18 protein-coding genes are annotated in these 18863 nt (G+C 66.3%); 7 read left to right on the top strand and 11 right to left on the bottom strand.

From position 1 onward, the window contains the following. Positions 1-67: 67 nt before the first annotated feature. Complete coding sequence (locus tag ACERLL_RS06235; RefSeq protein ID WP_373655213.1) at positions 68-496, bottom strand: hypothetical protein; 429 nt, start codon at positions 494-496, stop codon at positions 68-70. A 154-nt stretch (positions 497-650) separates the two neighbouring features. Here ACERLL_RS06235 and ACERLL_RS06230 point away from each other — a divergent pair, with 154 nt between their 5' ends. The 4 genes from ACERLL_RS06230 (at position 651) to ACERLL_RS06215 (ending at position 3538) form a co-directional block, all read left to right on the top strand. Then, on the top strand, positions 651-1010 hold the full coding sequence (locus ACERLL_RS06230; protein WP_373655212.1) for a PepSY domain-containing protein: 360 nt from the start codon (positions 651-653) through the stop codon (positions 1008-1010). Beyond that, positions 1007-1678, top strand: coding sequence for a winged helix-turn-helix domain-containing protein (locus ACERLL_RS06225; protein ID WP_373655211.1), 672 nt, complete (start codon positions 1007-1009; stop codon positions 1676-1678). The genes ACERLL_RS06230 and ACERLL_RS06225 overlap by 4 nt, the downstream gene beginning before the upstream one ends. After that, positions 1675-3012, top strand: coding sequence for a sensor histidine kinase (locus ACERLL_RS06220; protein WP_373655210.1), 1338 nt, complete (start codon positions 1675-1677; stop codon positions 3010-3012). Before ACERLL_RS06225 ends, ACERLL_RS06220 begins: the two co-directional genes overlap by 4 nt. 187 nt (positions 3013-3199) lie before the next feature. Next, on the top strand, positions 3200-3538 hold the full coding sequence (locus ACERLL_RS06215; protein ID WP_373655209.1) for a hypothetical protein: 339 nt from the start codon (positions 3200-3202) through the stop codon (positions 3536-3538). An 80-nt stretch (positions 3539-3618) separates the two neighbouring features. Here ACERLL_RS06215 and ACERLL_RS06210 read toward each other — a convergent pair whose 3' ends face one another. From ACERLL_RS06210 to ACERLL_RS06175, 8 genes are all read right to left on the bottom strand, one after another. Then, entirely contained in the window at positions 3619-4044 is a 426-nt protein-coding gene (locus ACERLL_RS06210; protein ID WP_373655208.1) for an EamA family transporter, read from the bottom strand. A gap of 139 nt (positions 4045-4183) precedes the next feature. After that, on the bottom strand, positions 4184-4504 hold the full coding sequence (locus ACERLL_RS06205) for a hypothetical protein (RefSeq protein ID WP_373655207.1): 321 nt from the start codon (positions 4502-4504) through the stop codon (positions 4184-4186). A gap of 24 nt (positions 4505-4528) precedes the next feature. Beyond that, the gene (locus tag ACERLL_RS06200) at positions 4529-5962 is read right to left on the bottom strand and encodes an ammonium transporter (RefSeq protein ID WP_373655206.1); all 1434 of its coding nucleotides are present in this window, start codon (positions 5960-5962) and stop codon (positions 4529-4531) included. 246 nt (positions 5963-6208) lie between these two features. Next, positions 6209-7564: an FMN-binding glutamate synthase family protein gene (locus ACERLL_RS06195; RefSeq protein WP_373655512.1), complete on the bottom strand. Its 1356-nt coding sequence runs from the start codon at positions 7562-7564 to the stop codon at positions 6209-6211. A 21-nt stretch (positions 7565-7585) separates the two neighbouring features. After that, on the bottom strand, positions 7586-8311 hold the full coding sequence (locus tag ACERLL_RS06190) for a GltB/FmdC/FwdC-like GXGXG domain-containing protein (protein ID WP_373655205.1): 726 nt from the start codon (positions 8309-8311) through the stop codon (positions 7586-7588). Then, positions 8299-9192 carry a class II glutamine amidotransferase domain-containing protein gene (locus ACERLL_RS06185; RefSeq protein ID WP_373655204.1) on the bottom strand — a complete coding sequence of 298 codons (894 nt, stop codon included), beginning with the start codon at positions 9190-9192 and terminating at the stop codon, positions 8299-8301. Before ACERLL_RS06185 ends, ACERLL_RS06190 begins: the two co-directional genes overlap by 13 nt. A 17-nt stretch (positions 9193-9209) precedes the next feature. Continuing rightward, positions 9210-10544 carry a type III glutamate--ammonia ligase gene (glnT, locus tag ACERLL_RS06180; RefSeq protein ID WP_373655511.1) on the bottom strand — a complete coding sequence of 445 codons (1335 nt, stop codon included), beginning with the start codon at positions 10542-10544 and terminating at the stop codon, positions 9210-9212. A 526-nt stretch (positions 10545-11070) separates the two neighbouring features. Then, positions 11071-11742, bottom strand: a complete 672-nt coding sequence (locus ACERLL_RS06175) for a helix-turn-helix domain-containing protein (RefSeq protein ID WP_373655203.1) — start codon at positions 11740-11742, stop codon at positions 11071-11073. A gap of 260 nt (positions 11743-12002) precedes the next feature. Between ACERLL_RS06175 and ACERLL_RS06170 the strand changes: the two genes are divergently transcribed. From ACERLL_RS06170 to ACERLL_RS06160, 3 genes are all read left to right on the top strand, one after another. Then, on the top strand, positions 12003-12701 hold the full coding sequence (locus ACERLL_RS06170; protein ID WP_373655202.1) for a sulfite exporter TauE/SafE family protein: 699 nt from the start codon (positions 12003-12005) through the stop codon (positions 12699-12701). 44 nt (positions 12702-12745) lie between these two features. Beyond that, positions 12746-13702: a sigma-54 interaction domain-containing protein gene (locus tag ACERLL_RS06165; RefSeq protein WP_373655201.1), complete on the top strand. Its 957-nt coding sequence runs from the start codon at positions 12746-12748 to the stop codon at positions 13700-13702. 140 nt (positions 13703-13842) lie between these two features. Continuing rightward, the gene (locus ACERLL_RS06160; RefSeq protein ID WP_373655200.1) at positions 13843-15201 is read left to right on the top strand and encodes a phosphohexomutase domain-containing protein; all 1359 of its coding nucleotides are present in this window, start codon (positions 13843-13845) and stop codon (positions 15199-15201) included. Positions 15202-15231: 30 nt separating this feature from the next. Here the strand turns inward: ACERLL_RS06160 and ACERLL_RS06155 are convergent, their stop codons facing one another. Further along, the gene (locus ACERLL_RS06155; RefSeq protein WP_373655199.1) at positions 15232-16584 is read right to left on the bottom strand and encodes a sigma-54 interaction domain-containing protein; all 1353 of its coding nucleotides are present in this window, start codon (positions 16582-16584) and stop codon (positions 15232-15234) included. A 61-nt stretch (positions 16585-16645) separates the two neighbouring features. Continuing rightward, on the bottom strand, positions 16646-18718 hold the full coding sequence (locus tag ACERLL_RS06150) for a cytochrome c peroxidase (RefSeq protein ID WP_373655198.1): 2073 nt from the start codon (positions 18716-18718) through the stop codon (positions 16646-16648). Between the last annotated feature and the right edge of the window lie 145 nt (positions 18719-18863).

Here is an 18863-nt window from a genome sequence, read left to right as displayed (position 1 = left end):
GCGGCCGGGCCGGAGGGAGAAGGGTGCCCGACCCCCTCCCCGGGGGCGCGGGCACTTGAAAGGCGGGCTATTCGGCCGCCCGGAAGCGCAGGTCAAGCTCCTCACCGCGATCGTCGTCCCCCTCGACCTCCACGTAGCCGTTGGGGGTCATCTGGATCTCCTCAAGCTTCGTCACGCCCTTCTGGGTAGCCTTTTCGGCCAACTGGCGCACCTGTTCGGCGGTCATGCCCCAGGGACCGTCAACCCGCTTCTCCCGCTCTTCGTGGCCCACCTCGCCGGAGTTTTCGATGCGCACTTCCGCGTGCCATTGATCGTCCAGCCAGCCTTCCACCTCCACGGCTCCGTTGTCTTCGAAATCCAGCTCCGTGAACTGCGTGATGCCATACTCCTGCGCGCTCGCGAGGTTTCGGTCCAGATCCTCCATGCTGCCGGCGGCGTGCGCGCCAGCCGGCAGGCTAAGTGCCGCGGCGAAGGCCAGGCCCGTGATTACTTTCATGATCGCCTCCTTTATGATCGATTCTGGTTATGGGCCGTCGAATCGGAATGTGTGCCCGACGGTTTCCGCAGCCTAGCGGGAAGCGACTGACGACGGGATTAAGCCGCCATTCATCCTTTGTTCATCTGCAGCCGGGCTATATTGAAGGCCCATGATGAAGACACGATTCCCTCCATCTATTCGCGGTTTTGCACTCCTCGGGCTGGCCGGCCTGGTATGCCTGCTGCTTGTGAGCCTCCCGCTGCTTGCCGACGAAACGGAATGGCGCGAGCTGCACGAGCAGGTGGAATCCGGAGAGCTCCGTCCCCTGAGCGACATCATCGGCGAACTGAAGAAGCGTTACCGCGGCCAGGTTATCGATGTGGAGCTGGAGGGCGGCGAAGGGGACCGCGTCTATGAGATCGAGCTGCTGGGCGCCGACGGCCAGGTGGTCGAATTCGAGGTGGATGGACGAAACGGTGAGATCCTCGGCATCGAGGGTACCGACATCGATGATATGCGGATCGAGGAATGAAGGTTCTCTTGGTCGAGGATGATGACGCGCTGGCGCGGGTCCTCGGGGAGGACCTGCAGCAGGCGGGCCTCATCGTCGAACGGGTGGCAACCGGGGGCGAGGCGGATTTCCAGGTCATGACCCAATGCTATGACGCGGTGATCCTCGATCTAGGACTGCCGGATGGGAATGCGGTGGGCTGGCTCGAATCCTGGCGCGAACAGGGCCTGGCCCTTCCCGTCCTGATCCTGACGGCCCGCGAGCGCTGGTCGGACAAGGCCGCCGGATTCTCCGCCGGCGCGGACGATTACGTCACCAAACCCTTCGAAACCGCGGAAATCCTGTTCCGGCTGCGGGCCCTGGTCCGGCGGAGCCATCAGCATTCCCATCCCCAGATCCAGGTGGGCCGGCTGGTTCTGGACACACACAGCGGCCAGCTCAGCCAGGCCGGATTGCCCGTCGCCCTGACGGCGCAGGAATTCCGGCTGGTATCGCGTCTGATGCACGCCGCGCCGCGCATCGTCACGCGCCAGGAGCTCGCCGAATATACCTACGAGAGCGACGGGGAGCCGGATTCCAACGTCATCGATGTCCAGATCAGCCGGTTGCGGCGCAAGCTGGGGTCGGAGGCCATCGAAACGGTCCGGGGGCGCGGCTATCGGATGATCGATGCGGATGCGGAAGCTTGAGCCGACTTCCGCGCATGCCCCGCTCCATTCACGCCCGGATGCTTGTCGCCTCGGTGGCGGTGATCGTCCTGGTGCTCCCGGCTGCGGGCGCGCTCCTTTCCTACAATTTCCGGCAGTCCGTCCAGTCCGCCCTGGATCAGCGCCTCGAATCCTTGTTGAGCGTCGTCCTCGCCAACATCGAGTACGATCCCCGCCGGGACCGGGTCACCGTGACCGGCAACCTGGGGGAGCCCCGGTTCACGCGGGTGTTCTCGGGCTGGTACTGGCAGGTTAGCGGGCCCAAAGCGGTGCTTTCCTCCCGGTCGCTCTGGGACGAACGGCTCCCGGAAACCGCCTCCGGGGGCCTGGTTAAACGCGATATAACCGGCCCTTCCGGAGCGCCGCTGCGTCTGGTCCAACGGCGGGTTCAGCTCCCGAAGATGAACGGCCCCACCACCGTCATGGTGGCCGCCACCTATCAGCCCATCCAAGCCGAGATCCGGCGCTTTAACCGGCTGCTCTGGCTCTCCCTGGGCATCCTGGCCCTGATCCTGCTCGCCGGAATCACCCTTCAGGTGCGCTGGGGCCTGGCCCCGCTGCGACGGGTGCGGGCCGAACTGAACGCCGTCGAAAGCGGCCGCAAGGAGGAACTGGATACCGATCTCCCCGCCGAGCTGGCGCAGCTCGCCGAGGCCATGAATGCGGTGCTGCGCCGCGATCGAGCCCTGATCGAGCGGGGACGCCAGGCCGCCGGTAACCTCGCCCATGCGCTGAAGACCCCCATGGCCGTACTTCGGACCCTAGCGGATCGGTTGCCCGAAGCGCACCGCGATACCCTCGTTCAACAGGTGCAGCGGATGGATGGCGCCATAAGGAATCACCTCGCCCGGGCGTCCGCGGCCGGCCCGGCACCCATGGGGGCTTCCACGTCCCTGCACGCGGCCCTGGGTCCTCTGGTGGAGGGGTTCGGCCAGCTCGCCCGGCGTCGTGGTTTGGAATTCCGGCATGACATTCCCGGGGATCTCGCCGTCCGTGCCGACCCGCAGGACCTGGAAGAGATAGTGGGCAATCTGTTGGACAACGCCACGAAATGGGCGGAGCGCCGCTTCGAGCTGACCGCTTCCCAGGAGGCGGGGAACGTTCTTATCCGGGTGCTTGACGACGGGCCGAGTATGACCGATCAAGAAGCCCGAACCGCCATGGGGCGCGGGGTGAAGCTGGATGAGACCAGCCCCGGTTCCGGCTTCGGTCTGGGGATCGTGCAAGAGCTGGTCGAGCTCTACAGCGGTCAGTTGACCCTTACGCGGAGCGGATTGGGAGGGCTCGCGGCTGAAGTCGCGTTACCCGCCGGATGAAGAATGGCCGTCAATTGCTGGACTGGGCACAGGAGCCATTTCCCTCCAGTTGCTGGCCTCGTGCTGCAACTCAGCGGTCGACTGGACAGCGACGGGTCGGTGCCGGTCGGTCCAGGGGGAGGCAGGGTTTACGGACCGGCGAATCTTGGCGAGGATTGTCGCAGTTTCCTTCAAGGAGTGTGTTCCATTGTCCAGGCTATGGTCGTCTTCCTGGCGGGAGCTGCTCGCCCGGCTCATCATCGCCTCGGGCGTCTTCGCCACGGCCAATCATTACCTCCTTCCCCCGCACCGCTTCTACGACAATCCGTACAAGGCGGTGGCCGCCGATTTCCTCGTCCACGAAGTGGTCCTCCTCGTGCCGCTGGCGGCCGTGTTCCTGGCTATCTGGGGCGGGAGCAAGCTGTTCTCCGCTTGGCGGGGGACTCCGTTGCTGCGGCTCGCGGACGTATCCCTGGCCATTGGGCTGGTCCTGTGGTTGCTCCGGACCCTCGCCATCGGCTACGCGGCCACCGCCGCCTCGGCCTAGGCGGGCCAGGCTTCCCAGCGGTAGGCATACGAACGTGTCGGCGGACTTTTCGCTGACACGGCCCTTCCGCCGTGTCTCCTCTACTGGCTGGTCAGCAGCACCACGCCGCCGGTGACCATCAGCAGTCCCAGCACGTGGACCCACTGGAAGTGCTCTTTCAGGAAGAAGACCCCCATTAGGGCGCCGAAGGCCACGGAGCCGCCGATGATAATGGGGATGCCGATGGCGGCGGGGACGCCCCGGGAGAAGACGAAAAAGGAGGTGATCTCCGCGAGGCCCACGAACAGGCCGGCCAGCACGGCGAACAGAAAGCCCTTCGAGGAAACCTCCAGGGAGGCGTGGGTAAAGCGCAGGTAGCCCAGTATGACGCCGCCCACCAGGGCCGCGACTATCTGGAGGACCAGCGCGCCGACGATCTGGTTGATGTGGCCGGAGGCCACCTTGATGAAGACGTTGTAGGCGCCATAAAAAAAGGCCGTCAGCACGGCCAGGAAGATCCAGTTCATGAACCGCCCTCTTCGAGCGCTGTGAGCGGGGAATGCCCGGTTCGTTGACTATGGGGTGTGCGTCGCGGGCAGGGTAATGGCCTTCCTGGGCGGGAACAAATAAAAGGGGGCACAGGGCGTGCCCCCTTCCTTTTCCCGGCTACTGCGAGGAGGTTTCTTCCGGTTTTTCCTTTTCCTTCGCCGGGGCTTCGTGGTTGTTGTTCTGGACCTGGTTCAGGGAAGTCGCCGGATGGCCCAGGGGAGTGATGTTCTCGCTAAGCACCTTTTCCAGGACCTTGGGATCGGAGAGGCGCTTTGTGCCATTCCGGTGGGTCCTTGCCTCGAACCGGGCCTGCCAGACGAACCACAGGATGAAGCCGGCAAAGACCAGGATCGTCCAGAACATCTCGGTACCGACGAAGGGGTAGATGGGTCCGAGGTTGTCCAGGTTGCCCCATTGTTCAACGGATGTCGTGCTCATTGCTTCTTCCTCGCGTTCAAGTGGTTACGGGGTGGATCGGGGGAGGTAGCCTTCCCGGCGTGCCTGCTCCACCTCGGCCAGGGCCACCTCGGAGTCGGTCTGGTACCGGTAGTCGTATTCCTCCAGATCCAGACCCACCAGCTCCACGGACCGCGGGATACGAAGCACCCCGAAGGCCTGCATGATGGAGGCCACGATGTAGGCGGGCAGGAAGCCGAGAACGCCGAACATGATCACCGCACCCAGGAATTGGCCCCAGGGCGTGATGTTGGCGTAGCCCTCGAAGGCGGAGGCGGGGTGCCCCCACAGCATGAAGCCGCAGGCGATCAGCCCGAATACGCCCGCGTAGCCGTGCACCGCTACGGCGCCCACGGCGTCGTCCACCTTGAACTTGCGCTCCACCCAGAAATGCAGCTTGTAGGCCACCACCGTGCCCAGGGCGCCCAGCAGGCAGGCCTGCAGCGGGTTGTAGAGGTCGTTGCCCGCGGAGGCCGCGATGACCCCGGCAAGGCCGCCGGAGTAGGTCCAGAAGGCGTCGCCCTTGGAGACCGCGTAGCCCGCCAGCAGGCCCCCGGACAGGGACATGAGGAAGTTGAATACGATGGCGGACAGGGTGGTCGGCGTCAGATAGATGTTGGTGGCGGTGAAGGAGTCGCCCTCCATGCCGATGCCGCTGGCATTGATGATCGGCACGTTGCAGGCGACGTAGAAGCCCCAGAAGCCCGTGTAGATGAGGAATAGCCCCACGGTCACCATCCACGGGTTGTGGGGGACGATGTCGCGGGGGGTGCCGTCCTCGCGGAACTTACCGATGCGCGGGCCCAGTTTGAGCAGCACGGCCAGGGCGGCACCGCCGGCGATGGCGTGCACCACGCCCGAGGCGTAGGCGTCATGGTAGCCGAGCAGCTTCACCATCCAGCCGTCATAGTGCCAGCCCCAGGCGGCGTCGGTGATCCAGGTCACGGTTCCCACCATGGTGGCGATCACCCAGAAGGCGAAGTTCCGGATGCGCTCGATGACCGCGCCGGAGATGATGGAGGCCGTGGTCCAGGAGAACAGCAGGAAGGCCGCCCAGAAGACGCCATTCAGCCGCGCCCAGTAGCCCACGCCGAGGCTGGAGTCCTCCATGGCCTGCGTGGAGGCGGAGCCGCCCAGGTGGGTGCCCATCATCTCGCTCCAGGGAACCGCCCAGGGCGCATCGATGAGGCCTTTCCCCTCGTAGATGAAGGGACCGTTGGGGAAGGCGAAATAGATCCACCAGCCGAACAGGAAGAATCCGACGGTAATGAGGGGGATGGCCATGGTGTTCTTCATGAGGGTGTGCATCATGTTCTTTTCCCGGGATGCACCCACCTCGTAGACACAGAACCCTACGTGGATCAGAAACATCAGGGGGACGGTGGCCCAGTAGTAGAACTCCGTGAAAACTACCGTTAAAGCACCGAGCTTATCTTCCATAATTCCTTCACCTTGTTCGGGAAATGGTTGTTTGGTTACTCGGGTTTACGGGGCTTTGCGCGATCTCGTTTGGTTGCGTCCTCCATGAGCGGTATCAAGGTTCCGGGGCGTAGGGATCGTGGCGTAGGTCCGATAAACGATGCGCTGGACTCCTTCGTTCTGTTCCGTACAGGGCTCCTCCTCTGGAAGCATTGCGGGCTGCCCGGCACGCGCCGGACGCCACGGGACTTGGCGCCGGGTGAATGGTCATTGCCCGGCTCCTCCAGGGATCCAGTCGGTGCCCGCCAGTGGGACCTTGGCCATGGCCGCGGCTTCCACGGTCAGGGCGACGAGGTCCTCGGGCTCCAGGTGGTGGACATCGGACTTGCCGCAGGCCCGGGCCAGGGTGGTGAGCTCCATGTTCAGCGTCTGCAGGTAGCGGCGGACCCGCTTGGCGCCCTCCTCGAGGTCCACCCGCTGCTCCAGCTCGGGATCCTGGGTGGTGATGCCCACCGGGCATTTGCCGGACTGGCAGTGGTGGCAGTAGCCGGGTTTGGTGCCCAGGGCCTTGTAGTCCTCCAGGGCGGAGACCGCCTCGCCGTTCTGCCAGTAGTGGGGGCTGTTGCAGCCGAGCGCCATCATGACCCCCTGGCCGATGGAGACGGCGTCGGCCCCCAGGGCGATGGCCTTGGCCACATCGGCTCCGGTGCGGATGCCCCCGGAAGCGATGAGCTGGACCGTGCCCCGCATGTCGAGGTCCTCCAGGGCCTCGCGGGCTTGGCGCACGGCGGCCAGCGTCGGGATGCCGGTGTCCTCGATGAATACCTGCTGGGTGGCGGCGGTGCCGCCCTGCATGCCGTCGACGACAATGGCGTCCGCACCGGCATGCACGGCCAGCTTGACGTCGTTGAATACCCGCGTGGCACCGAACTTGATATAGATGGGCACCCGCCAGTCGGTGATCTCGCGCAGCTCCCGGATCTTGATGGTGAGGTCGTCCGGGCCGGTCCAATCCGGGTGGCGGCAGGCGGAGCGCTGGTCGATCCCCGGCGGCAGGGTCCGCATGCGGGCCACCCGCTCGCCCATCTTCAGGCCCAGCAGCATGCCGCCACCGCCGGGCTTGGCGCCCTGGCCAACCACCACCTCGATGGCATCCGCCTTGCGCACGTCGTCGGGGTTGAACCCGTAGCGCGACGGCAGGCACTGGTACACGAGGGTCTCGGAGGAGGCCCGTTCTTCCGGCGTCATGCCGCCGTCGCCGGTGGTGGTGGAAGTGCCCATCTCCGAGGCGGCATGGCCGAGGGCGTCCTTCACCGTGGCCGACAGGGCGCCGAAGCTCATCCCGGCGATGGTGATGGGGATGTCGAGCTCGATGGGGTTCTCGGCGTGGCGGGTGCCGATGGCGGTCCTGGTGACGCACTTCTCACGGTAGCCTTCGAGGGGGTAGCGGGACATGGATCCGGTCAGGAACGTCAGGTCCTCGAACCCGGGAAGGCTGCGCTTGGCGCCGAGTCCCCGGATGTCGTACATGCCGTAGCGGGCGGCCCGCTGGATGTAGTTGAGGGCCTCCTGGTCGTAGGTGGCGTTCTCCTCCAGGGCCAGCCCTTCCAGGCGATCAGCCATGTCTTGATCACTGGGGCTCATTCAGTACTCCTGCTCGGCATCGGCATTCCAGTGGTACAGGGTCCGGCCGGAAGCGATGCGCCGGAACTCGCTAGGGGCATAGTCCAACCCCGCCTTCTCCAGGAGCCCGGCCACCTTGCGGCGATCGGTTTCCTCCATGGGCTCCTCGCGGGCATCCGCGCCCAGGCCGTGGTCCTTGCCGCGGATATAAATCACCGCCTCGTACAAGGAATCCCCCAGGCCGTGACCGGCATCGCCGCAGATCACCATGGTGCCCAGCTGGGCCATGAAGCCCGACATGTGGCCGACACTGCCCCCGACTACGATATCCACCCCCTTCATGGAGATGCCGCAGCGCGAGGAGGCGTCTTTCTCGATCACCACCAAGCCGCCGTGGCCGGAGGCCGCGGCGCACTCCGAGGCAAAGCCTTTCACCCGGACCGTGCCGGACATGATGTTCTCGCCGACGCTCCAGCCCACGTTGCCGTGCACCGTGATCTCCGCCTGCTGGTTCATGCCGCCGATGAAGTAGCCGGCGTGGCCTTGGATGTCGATGTTTACCGGGGCGTCCACCCCCACAGCCAGGTTGTGGGCGCCGTCGGGATGGTCGATGGCCACGTGCCGTATCCCGGAAAGGTCCCCGTGCAAGCGCCCATTGATATGGCGGACGGAGTGCTCGCGCAGATCGAAGCGGAGGTCCGACTCGCCGTTCGATTCCGGGGCTTTGCCTTCGCTTATACCTGCCATACGTAGATCTCCTCGGGGGCTGGCTCGAAGATCTCGGCGTCGGCGATACCCGGCAGCCGGGCCAGGGAGTGGAATTCCGAGGCCACGGCCACGTAGTCGTCGGTCTCCGCAGCCACGGCCGGCTTGCAGGCGAAGGAGTCGCGTACCAAGGCCAGCTCGTGGTCATTGGCCATGAGCAGGGTGTAGAAGCCGTCCATCTCGCCGAATCCGTATTCGAGGGCCGCGTGGAGGTCATCGCCCTCCGACAGCCGCCACTGGATCAGGCGAGCAGCCGCCTCGGTGTCGTTGTCGGTGAGGAACCCGACCCCCTTGCGCTCCAGCTTCCGCCGCAGGCTGTTGGGATTGGAGAGTGAGCCGTTGTGAACCAGGCAGAAGTCGTCCCCCGCCACGAACGGGTGGGCGTGGAGCGGCGTCACGGCCGATTCGGTGGCCATGCGGGTGTGGGCCACCGCGTGGGTGCCTTGCATGGCCTCCAGGCCGTACTGCTCCGCCACGGCGCGGGGATGGCCCACGTCCTTGAAGACGTCCATGGCGCGGCCGGTGGACAGCTCTACCAGCTCGGGATGGTGGTGGTGCAGCCAGGTCCGCGCCCGGGCCGGAGGGTCCGGGGTAACCAGGATGCCGTGGCGGCCGAGCGATCGGACCTCTCCGGAGGGTCCTTCGGCGTGCGCTAGGGCGTCCGTAAGCGGGCGCCAGTCGTAGTCGGGGGTGAGGGCGAACAGGTTGATGCGCCACAGCTCGTCCTGCGCCTCGCCGAACACCGCGAAGCCCGCCGAGTCCGGGCCACGGGTAGCCATGGCATCCAGCATGGGACTCGTATAGGCGCCGAGCTGGTCGCGCAGTTCCGGCCGCTTGGCCAGAAAGCCGACGATTCCGCACATGGGAACGCTCCTGGCAGTTAGGGGTACTGGAGGTACTGATCGAGCTCCCAGTGGGAGACTTGGCGGTGGTACTCCACCCACTCCTGGCGCTTGAGGTTGATGTACTCCCGGATGAAGTCCTGGCCAAGCTGCTCGGCGAAGAGGGTGTCCGCCTCCAGGGCGTCCACGGCGTCGGATAGGTTCTGGGGCAGGGTGGGAATCCCCTTGGCCTCCATGTCCGCCGGCTTTTCGTTGTAGAAATTGAGCTGCTGGGGATCACCCGGATCGAGCTCCCGCTCCACGCCGTCCATACCGGCGACGATGTGGGCGGCGGTAACCAGGTAGGGATTGGCGGCCCCATCGGCGATGCGGTTCTCCAGGCGGCCGCCGGGCACCCGCACCATGGCCGAGCGGTTGTCGGCGCCGAAGGAGACATAGGCGGGGGCCCACGGGGCGCCGGACAGGGACTGGCCGATCACCAGCCGCTTGTAGGAATTCACGGTGGGGGCGCTCAGGGCGCACAGGGCCGGTGCGTGGTGCATGAGCCCGCCCAGGAAGTTGTAGGCCATCCGGGAGAGGTCCATGCCGCGCTCGTCGCCGGTGTCCTCGAACAGGTTGGTTCCTCGCTCATCGCAAAGCGACAGATGGAAATGGAGGCCGTTGCCGGTGCGGTCGGTCATGGGCTTGGGCATGAAGGTTCCGATCATGCCCAGCTCGTGGGCGATCTCGGTGACGGCCATCTTGATGAACACCAGTCGGTCCGCGCTCTCCAGGGCGTCGGCGTACATGGTGTTCACCTCGAACTGGCCGTTGCCGTCTTCGTGGTCGGCCTGCACCACGTCGATTCCCACCGCTTCCATGGCGTCGACGAAGCGGTCCAGGAATTCGCGGTTGCGGCTGAGGGAACGGTAGTCGTAGCAGGGCTTCATGAGCTGGTCGGTTGGATCGGCCGGCGCCACCCCACCGTCCTCGGTGCGCCGCAGGAGCATGAATTCGGGCTCGATGCCGGTGTTGAGGTCCATGCCCCGGTCGTGCAGGCGCTTTAGCTGGGTCTGGAGAATGTTGCGGGTGTCATAGGGCCAGGGCCTGCCCTGCACGTGGCCGGAGCAGATGATCCGTGCATAGCCGGGCTGCCAGGGCAGTAGGCAGAGGGTGGAGAGGTCCCCGATGGCCTCGAAGTCCGGGTCCTGTGGCTCCATGCCCAGGCCCCAGGCGGCGAAGCCGGCGAATCCGGCACCGTTGGTGATCACGTCCTCCAGGTGGGCGATGGGGACGGATTTGGTCTTCGGGGCGCCGTGGATGTCCACGAATTGGGCGAGAACATTGCGCACCCCGTGCTCGCGCAGGAAGGCCCGCGCCTGCTCCACCGACATGTCGGGAGGTGTGGCCAGGGCCCCGGGCTGAACCTGAAACGCACCGCTTTGCACCATGGTTGTTCCCTCTTCCCGTTGGAATGGGTGGCCCCCTCGGAAAACCCCCGCCCCGCGGCGGCTAGCCGAGCGGGCATTGCACGTAGTGCAAATCTTTTTCTTAAACAAATTTATGCGGTGGCGTAAGCAATAGGTCAACCCATATTGGGGTAATCCCGTATAGCACTTTAGAGGTATATGGATACTTTTTATTTCAGAAAAGATAATTACATTAAATAATAATTATTATTTTCTATTTGTTGATTTTTAATAAAGAATTGGATCGGAAAGGAGGGGGGAAAGGTGGGATAGCCGATCGTAGGTACGGGGTTTATCTCAAAAAGGGTACGCGTGAATCGGTACTGGCCCGTAAGGGGGGAAGCCTGCTTGAAGTTTTTGGCGGGGGATTCGGGGAGGAATGGGGTAGCAATAAAATGCTACTCCTTTATAGGTAATTTTTATCTCCGGTGGAATGGACGGGCGGGCTCGACTACTCCGCCTCTTCGCCCGACGCGTATTCGATGATGGAGATGAACCGGATGGGGATGCGCAGGAGGGTTTCCGGGCCGTGCATGACAGTGCCGTCGAAGGTCAGTGCGTCCCCCGGCTTGACGTGGTAGAGGTTCTGGCCGTGCCGGTACTGCATCTCGCCTCGGATCATGTAGAGGAATTCCACGCCGGGATGCTTGAACCGGGGAAACACCTCGCTTTCATCGTCCATGCTGACCAGGAAGGCCTCGAAGCTCTGTTTGGGGCCGCGCTCGTAGGAGAGCAGGTGGTAGGTGTGGCCGCGGCTGGTTCCCGTTCGCACCACCTCCAGACCCTGTCCCGCCTCCACGTGCAGGGCCCCGCCCTCTGGGCTCTCGTAATCGAGGAAAAGCTCGGATAGGGACAGGCCCAGGACGCGGGTGATGCGGACCAGGGTGCTGAGGCTGGGGGAAACTTGCCCGGTCTCGATGCGGCTCAGCATGGCGTTGCTGACTCCCGAGGATTCGGAAAGCTCGGACAGGGTCAGGGACAGGGCGGTACGCCGTTCCCGCAAGGTATGCCCGATCAGCTCGTCCAGGCGGTCGCTGTCCTCTCGGGGCTCGCGGACGGTCTCCGCCTGGTTCTCCCGAAGGGCCCCCTTCCGGGAGCCACTTTGCTCATCGTTGCGGCCCATGGCCGAGGCCTTTTGTCGGTAGCGTGAAAAACCTGGAGGGACCGGCGCGGCGCCGGTGAGCTGTTTTTCCGGTGCGGAAGGTCCCTCGCGCCCACGTTTGCACCAAAATGGTTCAAAAAGGAAGCCTAGCCGGAGCACCTCCAAAGGGCAAGCCTCCCCATGCTCCCCCGAGCGGGAAAACTGCGCCGAAAGGGGAAGATGGGCGGCCCCATGCCGGATGCCGTATCCTATCGGGGAATTCCGTAGCCCTGGATCGCCCCTTGCTGTACGCCTTGCCCGCCGCCCTCGTTCTCGGCCTGTTCAGCTCTCTGCACTGCGTGGGCATGTGCGGGGGCATCATGGGTGCCCTGACCATGGGCCTATCCCCGGAAGTGCGGGACGATCGCCGCCGTCTGCTCCTGTACGTGGCGGGATACAACCTCGGACGGATCGCTAGCTATGCCCTCATAGGCGCCCTGGTGGGGGGATTGGGGGGCGGTCTGTTCGCCTTATTGGACCCCGAACGGGGCTTGGTGGTGCTGCGGGCGCTGGCGGCGCTCATGGTGGGGGCGGTCGGTCTCTATCTGGCCGGGTGGTTCCCGCGCTTCGCCGTGGTAGAGCGCCTCGGGGCGCCCCTGTGGCGGCGGCTGGAGCCGCTGGGGCGCCGCCTGTTCCCCATTACCCGGGCCTCTTCCGCAATTATTTTCGGCATGATCTGGGGGTGGCTGCCCTGCGGCATGGTGTACTCGGCCCTTCTGGTGGCGGCCGGGCAGGGCGGGGCCCTTCCGGGAGGGCTGTTCATGCTGGTCTTCGGGCTCGGCACCCTTCCCGCCGTCGCCGGAGCGGGGGCCGCCACGGGGCTGATGACGCGGCTGCGCCGGATTCCGCATCTGAACCGGGTCCTCGGCCTGCTCCTGGTCGTTCTGGCCCTCGGGGGCTTCTGGTATAGTACGAATCACCCAAACCCATTGGGGACTTAGCCGGTCCGGGGCGGGACCGGCTCCACGGGCGAAAGGTATCGGATATGCGCAATGCCTTCGAGCGGACCCTCCCCGGCGCGGCGCCTTCCTTTCAGGCCGCCCTGCGCACCGCCGCCGTTGCGGCGGCCACGGATGTCTCGGTGCTGGTGCTGGGGGAGACGGGGACGGGCAAGGAGCTGCTGGCCCGGGCGCTGCATGCGGAGAGCCCCCGCTCCCGGGGGCCGTTCGTCTCGGTGAATTGCGCCACCCTGCCGGACGGGCTCGCCGAGGCCCAGCTGTTCGGGCACCGCAAGGGGGCGTTCACCGGGGCCGTTGACCACCGCCCCGGCTTGGCGGCCTCCGCCGCGGGCGGAACCTTGTTCCTGGACGAGGTGGGCGAGCTCTCCGCCGCGGTGCAGGCCAAGCTGCTGCGCTTCCTGGAGGCCGGGGAGTATCAGCCGGTGGGCGCCACCGCGCCGGAACGGGCCGACGCCCGCGTGGTGGCCGCCACCAACCGGGACTTGCCCGGCGAGGTGCGCGCCGGTCGCTTCCGGGAGGATCTCTACTACCGCCTGCACGTGGTTCCCGTGGAGCTCCCGCCGCTGCGCGAGCGGCAAGGGGACCTCCCCCTGCTTCTGGAGCGGCTGACGGCCGACCTGGCGGCGCGCCACGGCGTGGCGGCGCCCACCTTCAACCGGGCCGCCCGCGCCCTCCTGGAGGCCCACCCTTGGCCGGGCAACGTCCGCGAGCTGCGCAATCTCTGCGAGCGGCTGGTAATCCTGCTGCCGGGCCGCGAGATCGGCCCGGCGAACCTTCCCGCCGATCTGCAGCGGGCAGGGGCCGCGGGAGAAGGGCCCTTCACCCTTCCGGAGGGGGGCTTGCGCCTGGATGCGCTGGAGGCCGACCTGATCCGGCAAGCCCTGGCGAAGACCGCCGGTAACCGCAGCCGGGCGGCGCGGCTCCTCGGCTTGACCCGGGACACGCTTCTCTATCGGCTCAAGAAATACGCCATCCAGGGCTGATCGGCACCATTCCGGCTTCCGCGAACAATTGATCGATGTCGCCCGGGCGCCTCGTTGCGGGCCTGCCGGGCGGGCATTATGGTTATGCGGTCCGGGACGCGGTCCCGCACTTTTCGTTCAATCGTCTACGAGGAGGAGCCATGGGCGAACCGATCACCTGCTTCAAGGCCTATGATGTACGCGGGCGAGTACCCGGGGATCTGAATCCGGGAGTGGCCTACCGTATCGGCCGGGCCTTCGCCGAGGAGCTGGATGCCCGCCGGGTGGCAGTGGGCCGCGACGTGCGCCTGACCAGCCCGGAGCTGATCCAGGGGCTGGCGGCCGGGCTGGAGGACGGCGGCGCCGAGGTGCACGACATCGGCCTCGGCGGTACGGAGATGATCTATTTCGCCACCTTCCATTACGGCATGGACGGCGGAATCATGGTCACGGCCAGCCACAATCCCATGGATTACAACGGCCTGAAGCTGGTTCGGGAGGAAGCCAGGCCCATCAGCGGCGATTCGGGGCTCCGGGAGATCCAGGAACGGGCCGACGCCTTAACGGCCCCCACCACTTTCGAGCCGGAGCCGCGGACGCTGAATGTGCTCCCCGACTACGTGGCGCACCTCCTGGGCTATCTGGACAACGCCGACGCCCTACGGCCCCTGCGCATCGTCACCGACGCCGGCAACGGCGGCGCGGGGCCCGTGATCGACGCCCTGGAGCCGCATCTGCCCTTCCAGCTCATCAAGATCCACCATGAGCCCGACGGGCACTTCCCCAACGGTATCCCCAACCCGCTGCTGCCCGAGAACCGCGAGGCCACCGCCCGGGCGGTGCGTGAGTACGGCGCCGACCTGGGCATCGCCTGGGACGGCGACTTCGACCGCTGCTTCCTGTTCACCGAGGACGGCACCTTCGTGGAGGGCTACTATCTCATCGGCCTGCTGGCCCAGTCCTTCCTCCGCAAGCAGGCCGGCGAGCGAATCATCCACGAGCCGCGCCTCACCTGGAACACCATCGAGACGGTGCGGCGGGGCGGCGGAACGCCGGTGCAGAGCAAGACCGGCCACGCCTTCATGAAGGAGAGCATGCGCCGAGTGGATGCCGTGTACGGCGGCGAGATGTCGGGGCACCACTTCTTCCGACGGTTCGGCTACTGCGACAGCGGCATGATCCCCTGGCTGCTGGTCACCGAGCTCATGAGCGTGGCGGGCAAGCCGCTCTCCCAGCTGGTGGCGGAGCAGCAGGCGGCCTATCCGTGCAGCGGCGAGATCAACTTCGAGGTGGGTGACCCCCACGCGGTCATGGAGGCGCTGGTTACCGCCTACGAGGACGAATACCCCGCCGTGGACCGTACGGACGGGGTTAGCGTGGAGCTGGACCGGTGGCGGTTCAACCTGCGCCCCTCCAACACCGAGCCGCTGCTTCGCCTCAACGTGGAAACGCGGGCCGACGAGGCCCTGCTGCGGGAAAAGGTGGAGGAGCTGAGCCGTCTGATCCGGGAGAACGGCTGACCGGACGGGTCCGGTACGGGGTAAGCCTTCCTAGCGTAGGCCGTAGCGCTTGAGCTTGCGGTAGAGCGTGCGCTCGCTGACGCCCAGGGCCTCCGCCACTGGCTTGCGCTGACCATCGTAGCGGCTCAGCAGCTCCTGGATGGAGCGCACTTCCAGGTCGCGGAGCGACAGGGGCTCCTCGCCGTTCTCCGGAACGCTGGTGGCCGGTTGCGGTGCGGCGGCGCCCCGGGAGCGGGCCTGCGGCGCGTGGTCGAGGCCAAGATCCGCTACCTGGATGGTCCCCTGGCCGCACAAGGCCACGGCCCGGCGCAGGATGTTGCGCAGCTCCCGGATGTTGCCCGGGAAATCGTATTCCGAGAGGCGGGCCAGCGCCGCTCGCGACAGGGTGCAGTGGGTACCGTTGTCGCGGTTGATGCGCGCCAGCAGGAATTCCGCCAACGGCTGGATGTCCTCGCGGCGCTCGCGCAGCGTGGGCAGCACCACCGTGATGCAGGCCAGCCGGTAGTAGAGGTCCTCGCGGAAGGTGCCCGCCTCCACCATGGCCGCCAGGTTGCGGTTGGTGGCCGTGACCACCCGCACGTCGGCCTCCAGGGTGCGCTGGCCGCCGAGCCGCCGGAACTGCCCCGTCTCCAGGGCGCGCAGGAGCTTGGCCTGCATGGACAGCGGCAGCTCGCCGATCTCGTCGAGGAACAGGGTGCCGCCGTCGGCGAGCTCGAACAGGCCCTGCTTGCGGCCGGCGCAGCCGGTGAAGGAGCCGGGCTCGTGGCCGAACAGCTCGCTCTCGAACAGGTCGGCGCTGATGGTGGAGCAGTCCACCACCTGAAAGGCCCCGCCCCGGCGCGCGCTCTCGCCGTGCACGTAGCGGGCGGCCAGGTCCTTGCCCACGCCGCTCTCGCCGATGAGCAGCACCCCGACGTCGCTGTGGGCCACCCGGCGCAGCTGGTCCACCGCCTCCAGCAGCGCCGGGGAGTCGCCGATGAGCTGCATCTCCTCGCAGTCGATCTCCAGGCCGGCGGAGAGCCGGGAGATGGACTCGCCCAGCAGCGGCTCGCCCTGCGGCCCCTGCACGGGGTGGCCGGTGATGCGCACGTGCTCGGGCTGGCCGTGGAAGTCGTAGTGGGTGTGGAAGACGGTGTGGGCTTCCTGCTCCTGGAGGACGTGCTGGAGGGGACAGTCCTCGCCGTTCAGGTGGCAGGGGCGGTCGGCGTGGTGGGAGACCTCGTAGCAGTGCCGCCCCACCACCCGCTCCGTCTCCTCTTCGCCGTAGGCCTCCCGGTATGCCCAGTTGGCCACCACGATCCGGTAGCCGCTGTCGATCAGGACGAAGGGATGGTCCAGCGCGTTGATCAGCGACTGGAGCATCAGATGGTCCTTGGGGGTCATTCACGCCCTCCTTCCACAGCCCATCCGGCCGTTCTCCCCGTTGAGTCCGCTGAACTCGCGTTCAACGATCCCCGGCGTCGGGGGTGCCTGGCCGCCCGTAGGGGATATGGTTGGGATGGGACCAGTGCGGATCCTCGGGGCCCAGGTCCCCGATCGGTGCTTCCCGGGCGGCCCGTCGAAGGAACGCGACGTTGGAGCCCGTAAGGCTTTTCAGGAAGGCCACCAGGTCCCGCACCTCCCGATCGTCCAGGCCCAGGGGGCGGATCCGCGGATCCTGCAGCTCGTATTCGTGCCCGCCCTTGTTATAGAAACGGATCACCGCCTCCAGGGACTCGAAGGCTCCATTATGCATATAGGGGGCGGTAAGGGCCACGTTTCGTAGAATGGGCGTTCGGTAATGCCAGCGGTCGGCGGGGTTGCGGGTCACTTCGTAGAGGCCGAGATCGTTGGGCGGCGCCTTGCCGAACTTGTTGATGGTGTCCGAGTCGGTTTCCACGGTGACGCCGGGCGCGAGGGTGACCTGGTGGCTGGCGGGCTCCTTGCGGTGGGAGTAGTACCAGCCGAGTCCAGTGCTGTGGACCTTCTGGTCGGTGAACAGGGCGTATTCCTCGCCGATACGATGGCAGCCGGCGCAGCCCGCCTTGCCGGTGAACAGGCGGAAGCCGCGCTTGGCCGGTTCGCTCAGGGCATCTTCCTCATCGCCGTAGTACCAACGGTCGAAGGGGGAATTCCCGGAAACCAGGGTGCGCTCGTAGCTGGCGATGGCCTGGCCCATATTCAGCAGGTTGGGTCCGGTGCCGAACGCCGCCTCGAACATGCCGTCGTAGTCCGGCATTCGGCGGATCTTCTCCAGCACCTGCCCCACGGAGGCGTTGTTCATCTCGTTGCGCGCCAGCAGCCGGCCCCAGATCTGGTTCTCCAACCGGTTCTCGCGGGCGTCGTGGAAGAAGCGCTGGTAGTAGCCCACGTTGAGGATGGTGGGGGCGTTGCGCTTGGTGCTCCGGCCGTCGAAGCCCACGGCGGTCTTCAGCTCGTTGTTGGTGAAGCCCTGTTCGGGAAGGTGGCACATGCCGCAGGAAGTGGTGTGATTCAGGGAGAGGCGCCGGTCGAAGAAGAGCTTGCGCCCGAGCTTCACCTTGGCGGTGGTAACGGGGTTGGTCTCGGGCACGGGAACGGGGGGTAGGCCGAGCGGCGGGTCCTTCACCAGGCGCACCAGTCGTTTCACGGTATCCGGCGGTTGGCGGTCGGAGGCCTGCGCGGCGGCCTCGCGGTCCGGGCGCTTGGCCAGAATGCGCGCCGCCAGGGGCTGCCGGGAGGGCGGCACTACCCGGTTGCCATCGGAGGCGGCCGCATCGCCCGCGGAGGCCAGCAGGGGCCGGGGCTCGAGGCTGGTCGTCCCCCCAAGGTCAACGGCTGCGGAGCGGTCTTCTTCGCCTTCGAGCAGGGTCAGGATGTCGTTGACCAGGATATCGGCGTGCAGGAAGGAAACGTTGTAGATGTTGCGGATGCGCTGCCGCTTGTCGATCAGGAACACCCGGAGGATGTGGTTGAATTTCCCCGTCCATTCCCCGGCTTCGTTGTACCGCTTCTCCGCCACCTGGTCGTAGCCGCCCAGGATCGGATCGAGGAATGCGCGGGCCTCGGTGGTCAGGAAGCGCCATTCCACCGGGCCCCGGCCCTTTTCCCGGAAGCGGTCGCCGTACTCGCGCATGACCTCAGGGGTGTCGCGGTCCGGGTCGAAGCTGAGCGAAACCAGTCGCACCTGCTCGGCGAGGCCGGGGGCGGTTTCCTCCAGCCGCCGCTTGGTCTGGGAGAGGACGAAGCTCGCCAGCGGACAGCCGTTGGTCATGCGGCAGTGGGTGTAGATGAAGCTGAAGACCACCACCTCGTCGCCGAATAGGGAGTGCAGCCGGGCGGGGACGCCGTTGGTTTGCAGGACGCGGCCGTCGGCGGCCGGTTTGACGACGGAAAGATCATAGGTGCCGGGGGCGGGGGGTTGGAAGCCCAGCCCGGTGTAGCCGGGCGCGGGGGGCTTGATCTGGGCGCCGGAGTCCCCGGCGGCCACCCAGGCGGGAAAGAGCAAACACCCGGTCAGGAAGGCCCCGACCAGGACACGCCAAGGGCTTGCAGCCATATTGGTCTCCTGAGAGGCGGACCGCCCTATGGGACGGTCCGCCCGGGTTGCACTCAGTTGCTTCCGGGGCCGGGCTGGCCGGGCAGGTCGCAGCGGCTGGCCACGGGGGTCCGATCGCCGCCGTCCTGCCGGGCGTAGAGGGCCT

Origin of the sequence: Thiohalorhabdus sp. Cl-TMA (assembly GCF_041821045.1) — a bacterium.
Lineage (GTDB): Bacteria > Pseudomonadota > Gammaproteobacteria > Thiohalorhabdales > Thiohalorhabdaceae > Thiohalorhabdus > Thiohalorhabdus methylotropha.
The sequence above is the reverse complement of the archived record's forward strand: the minus strand, read 5'-3'. Positions and strand labels throughout refer to the sequence as shown.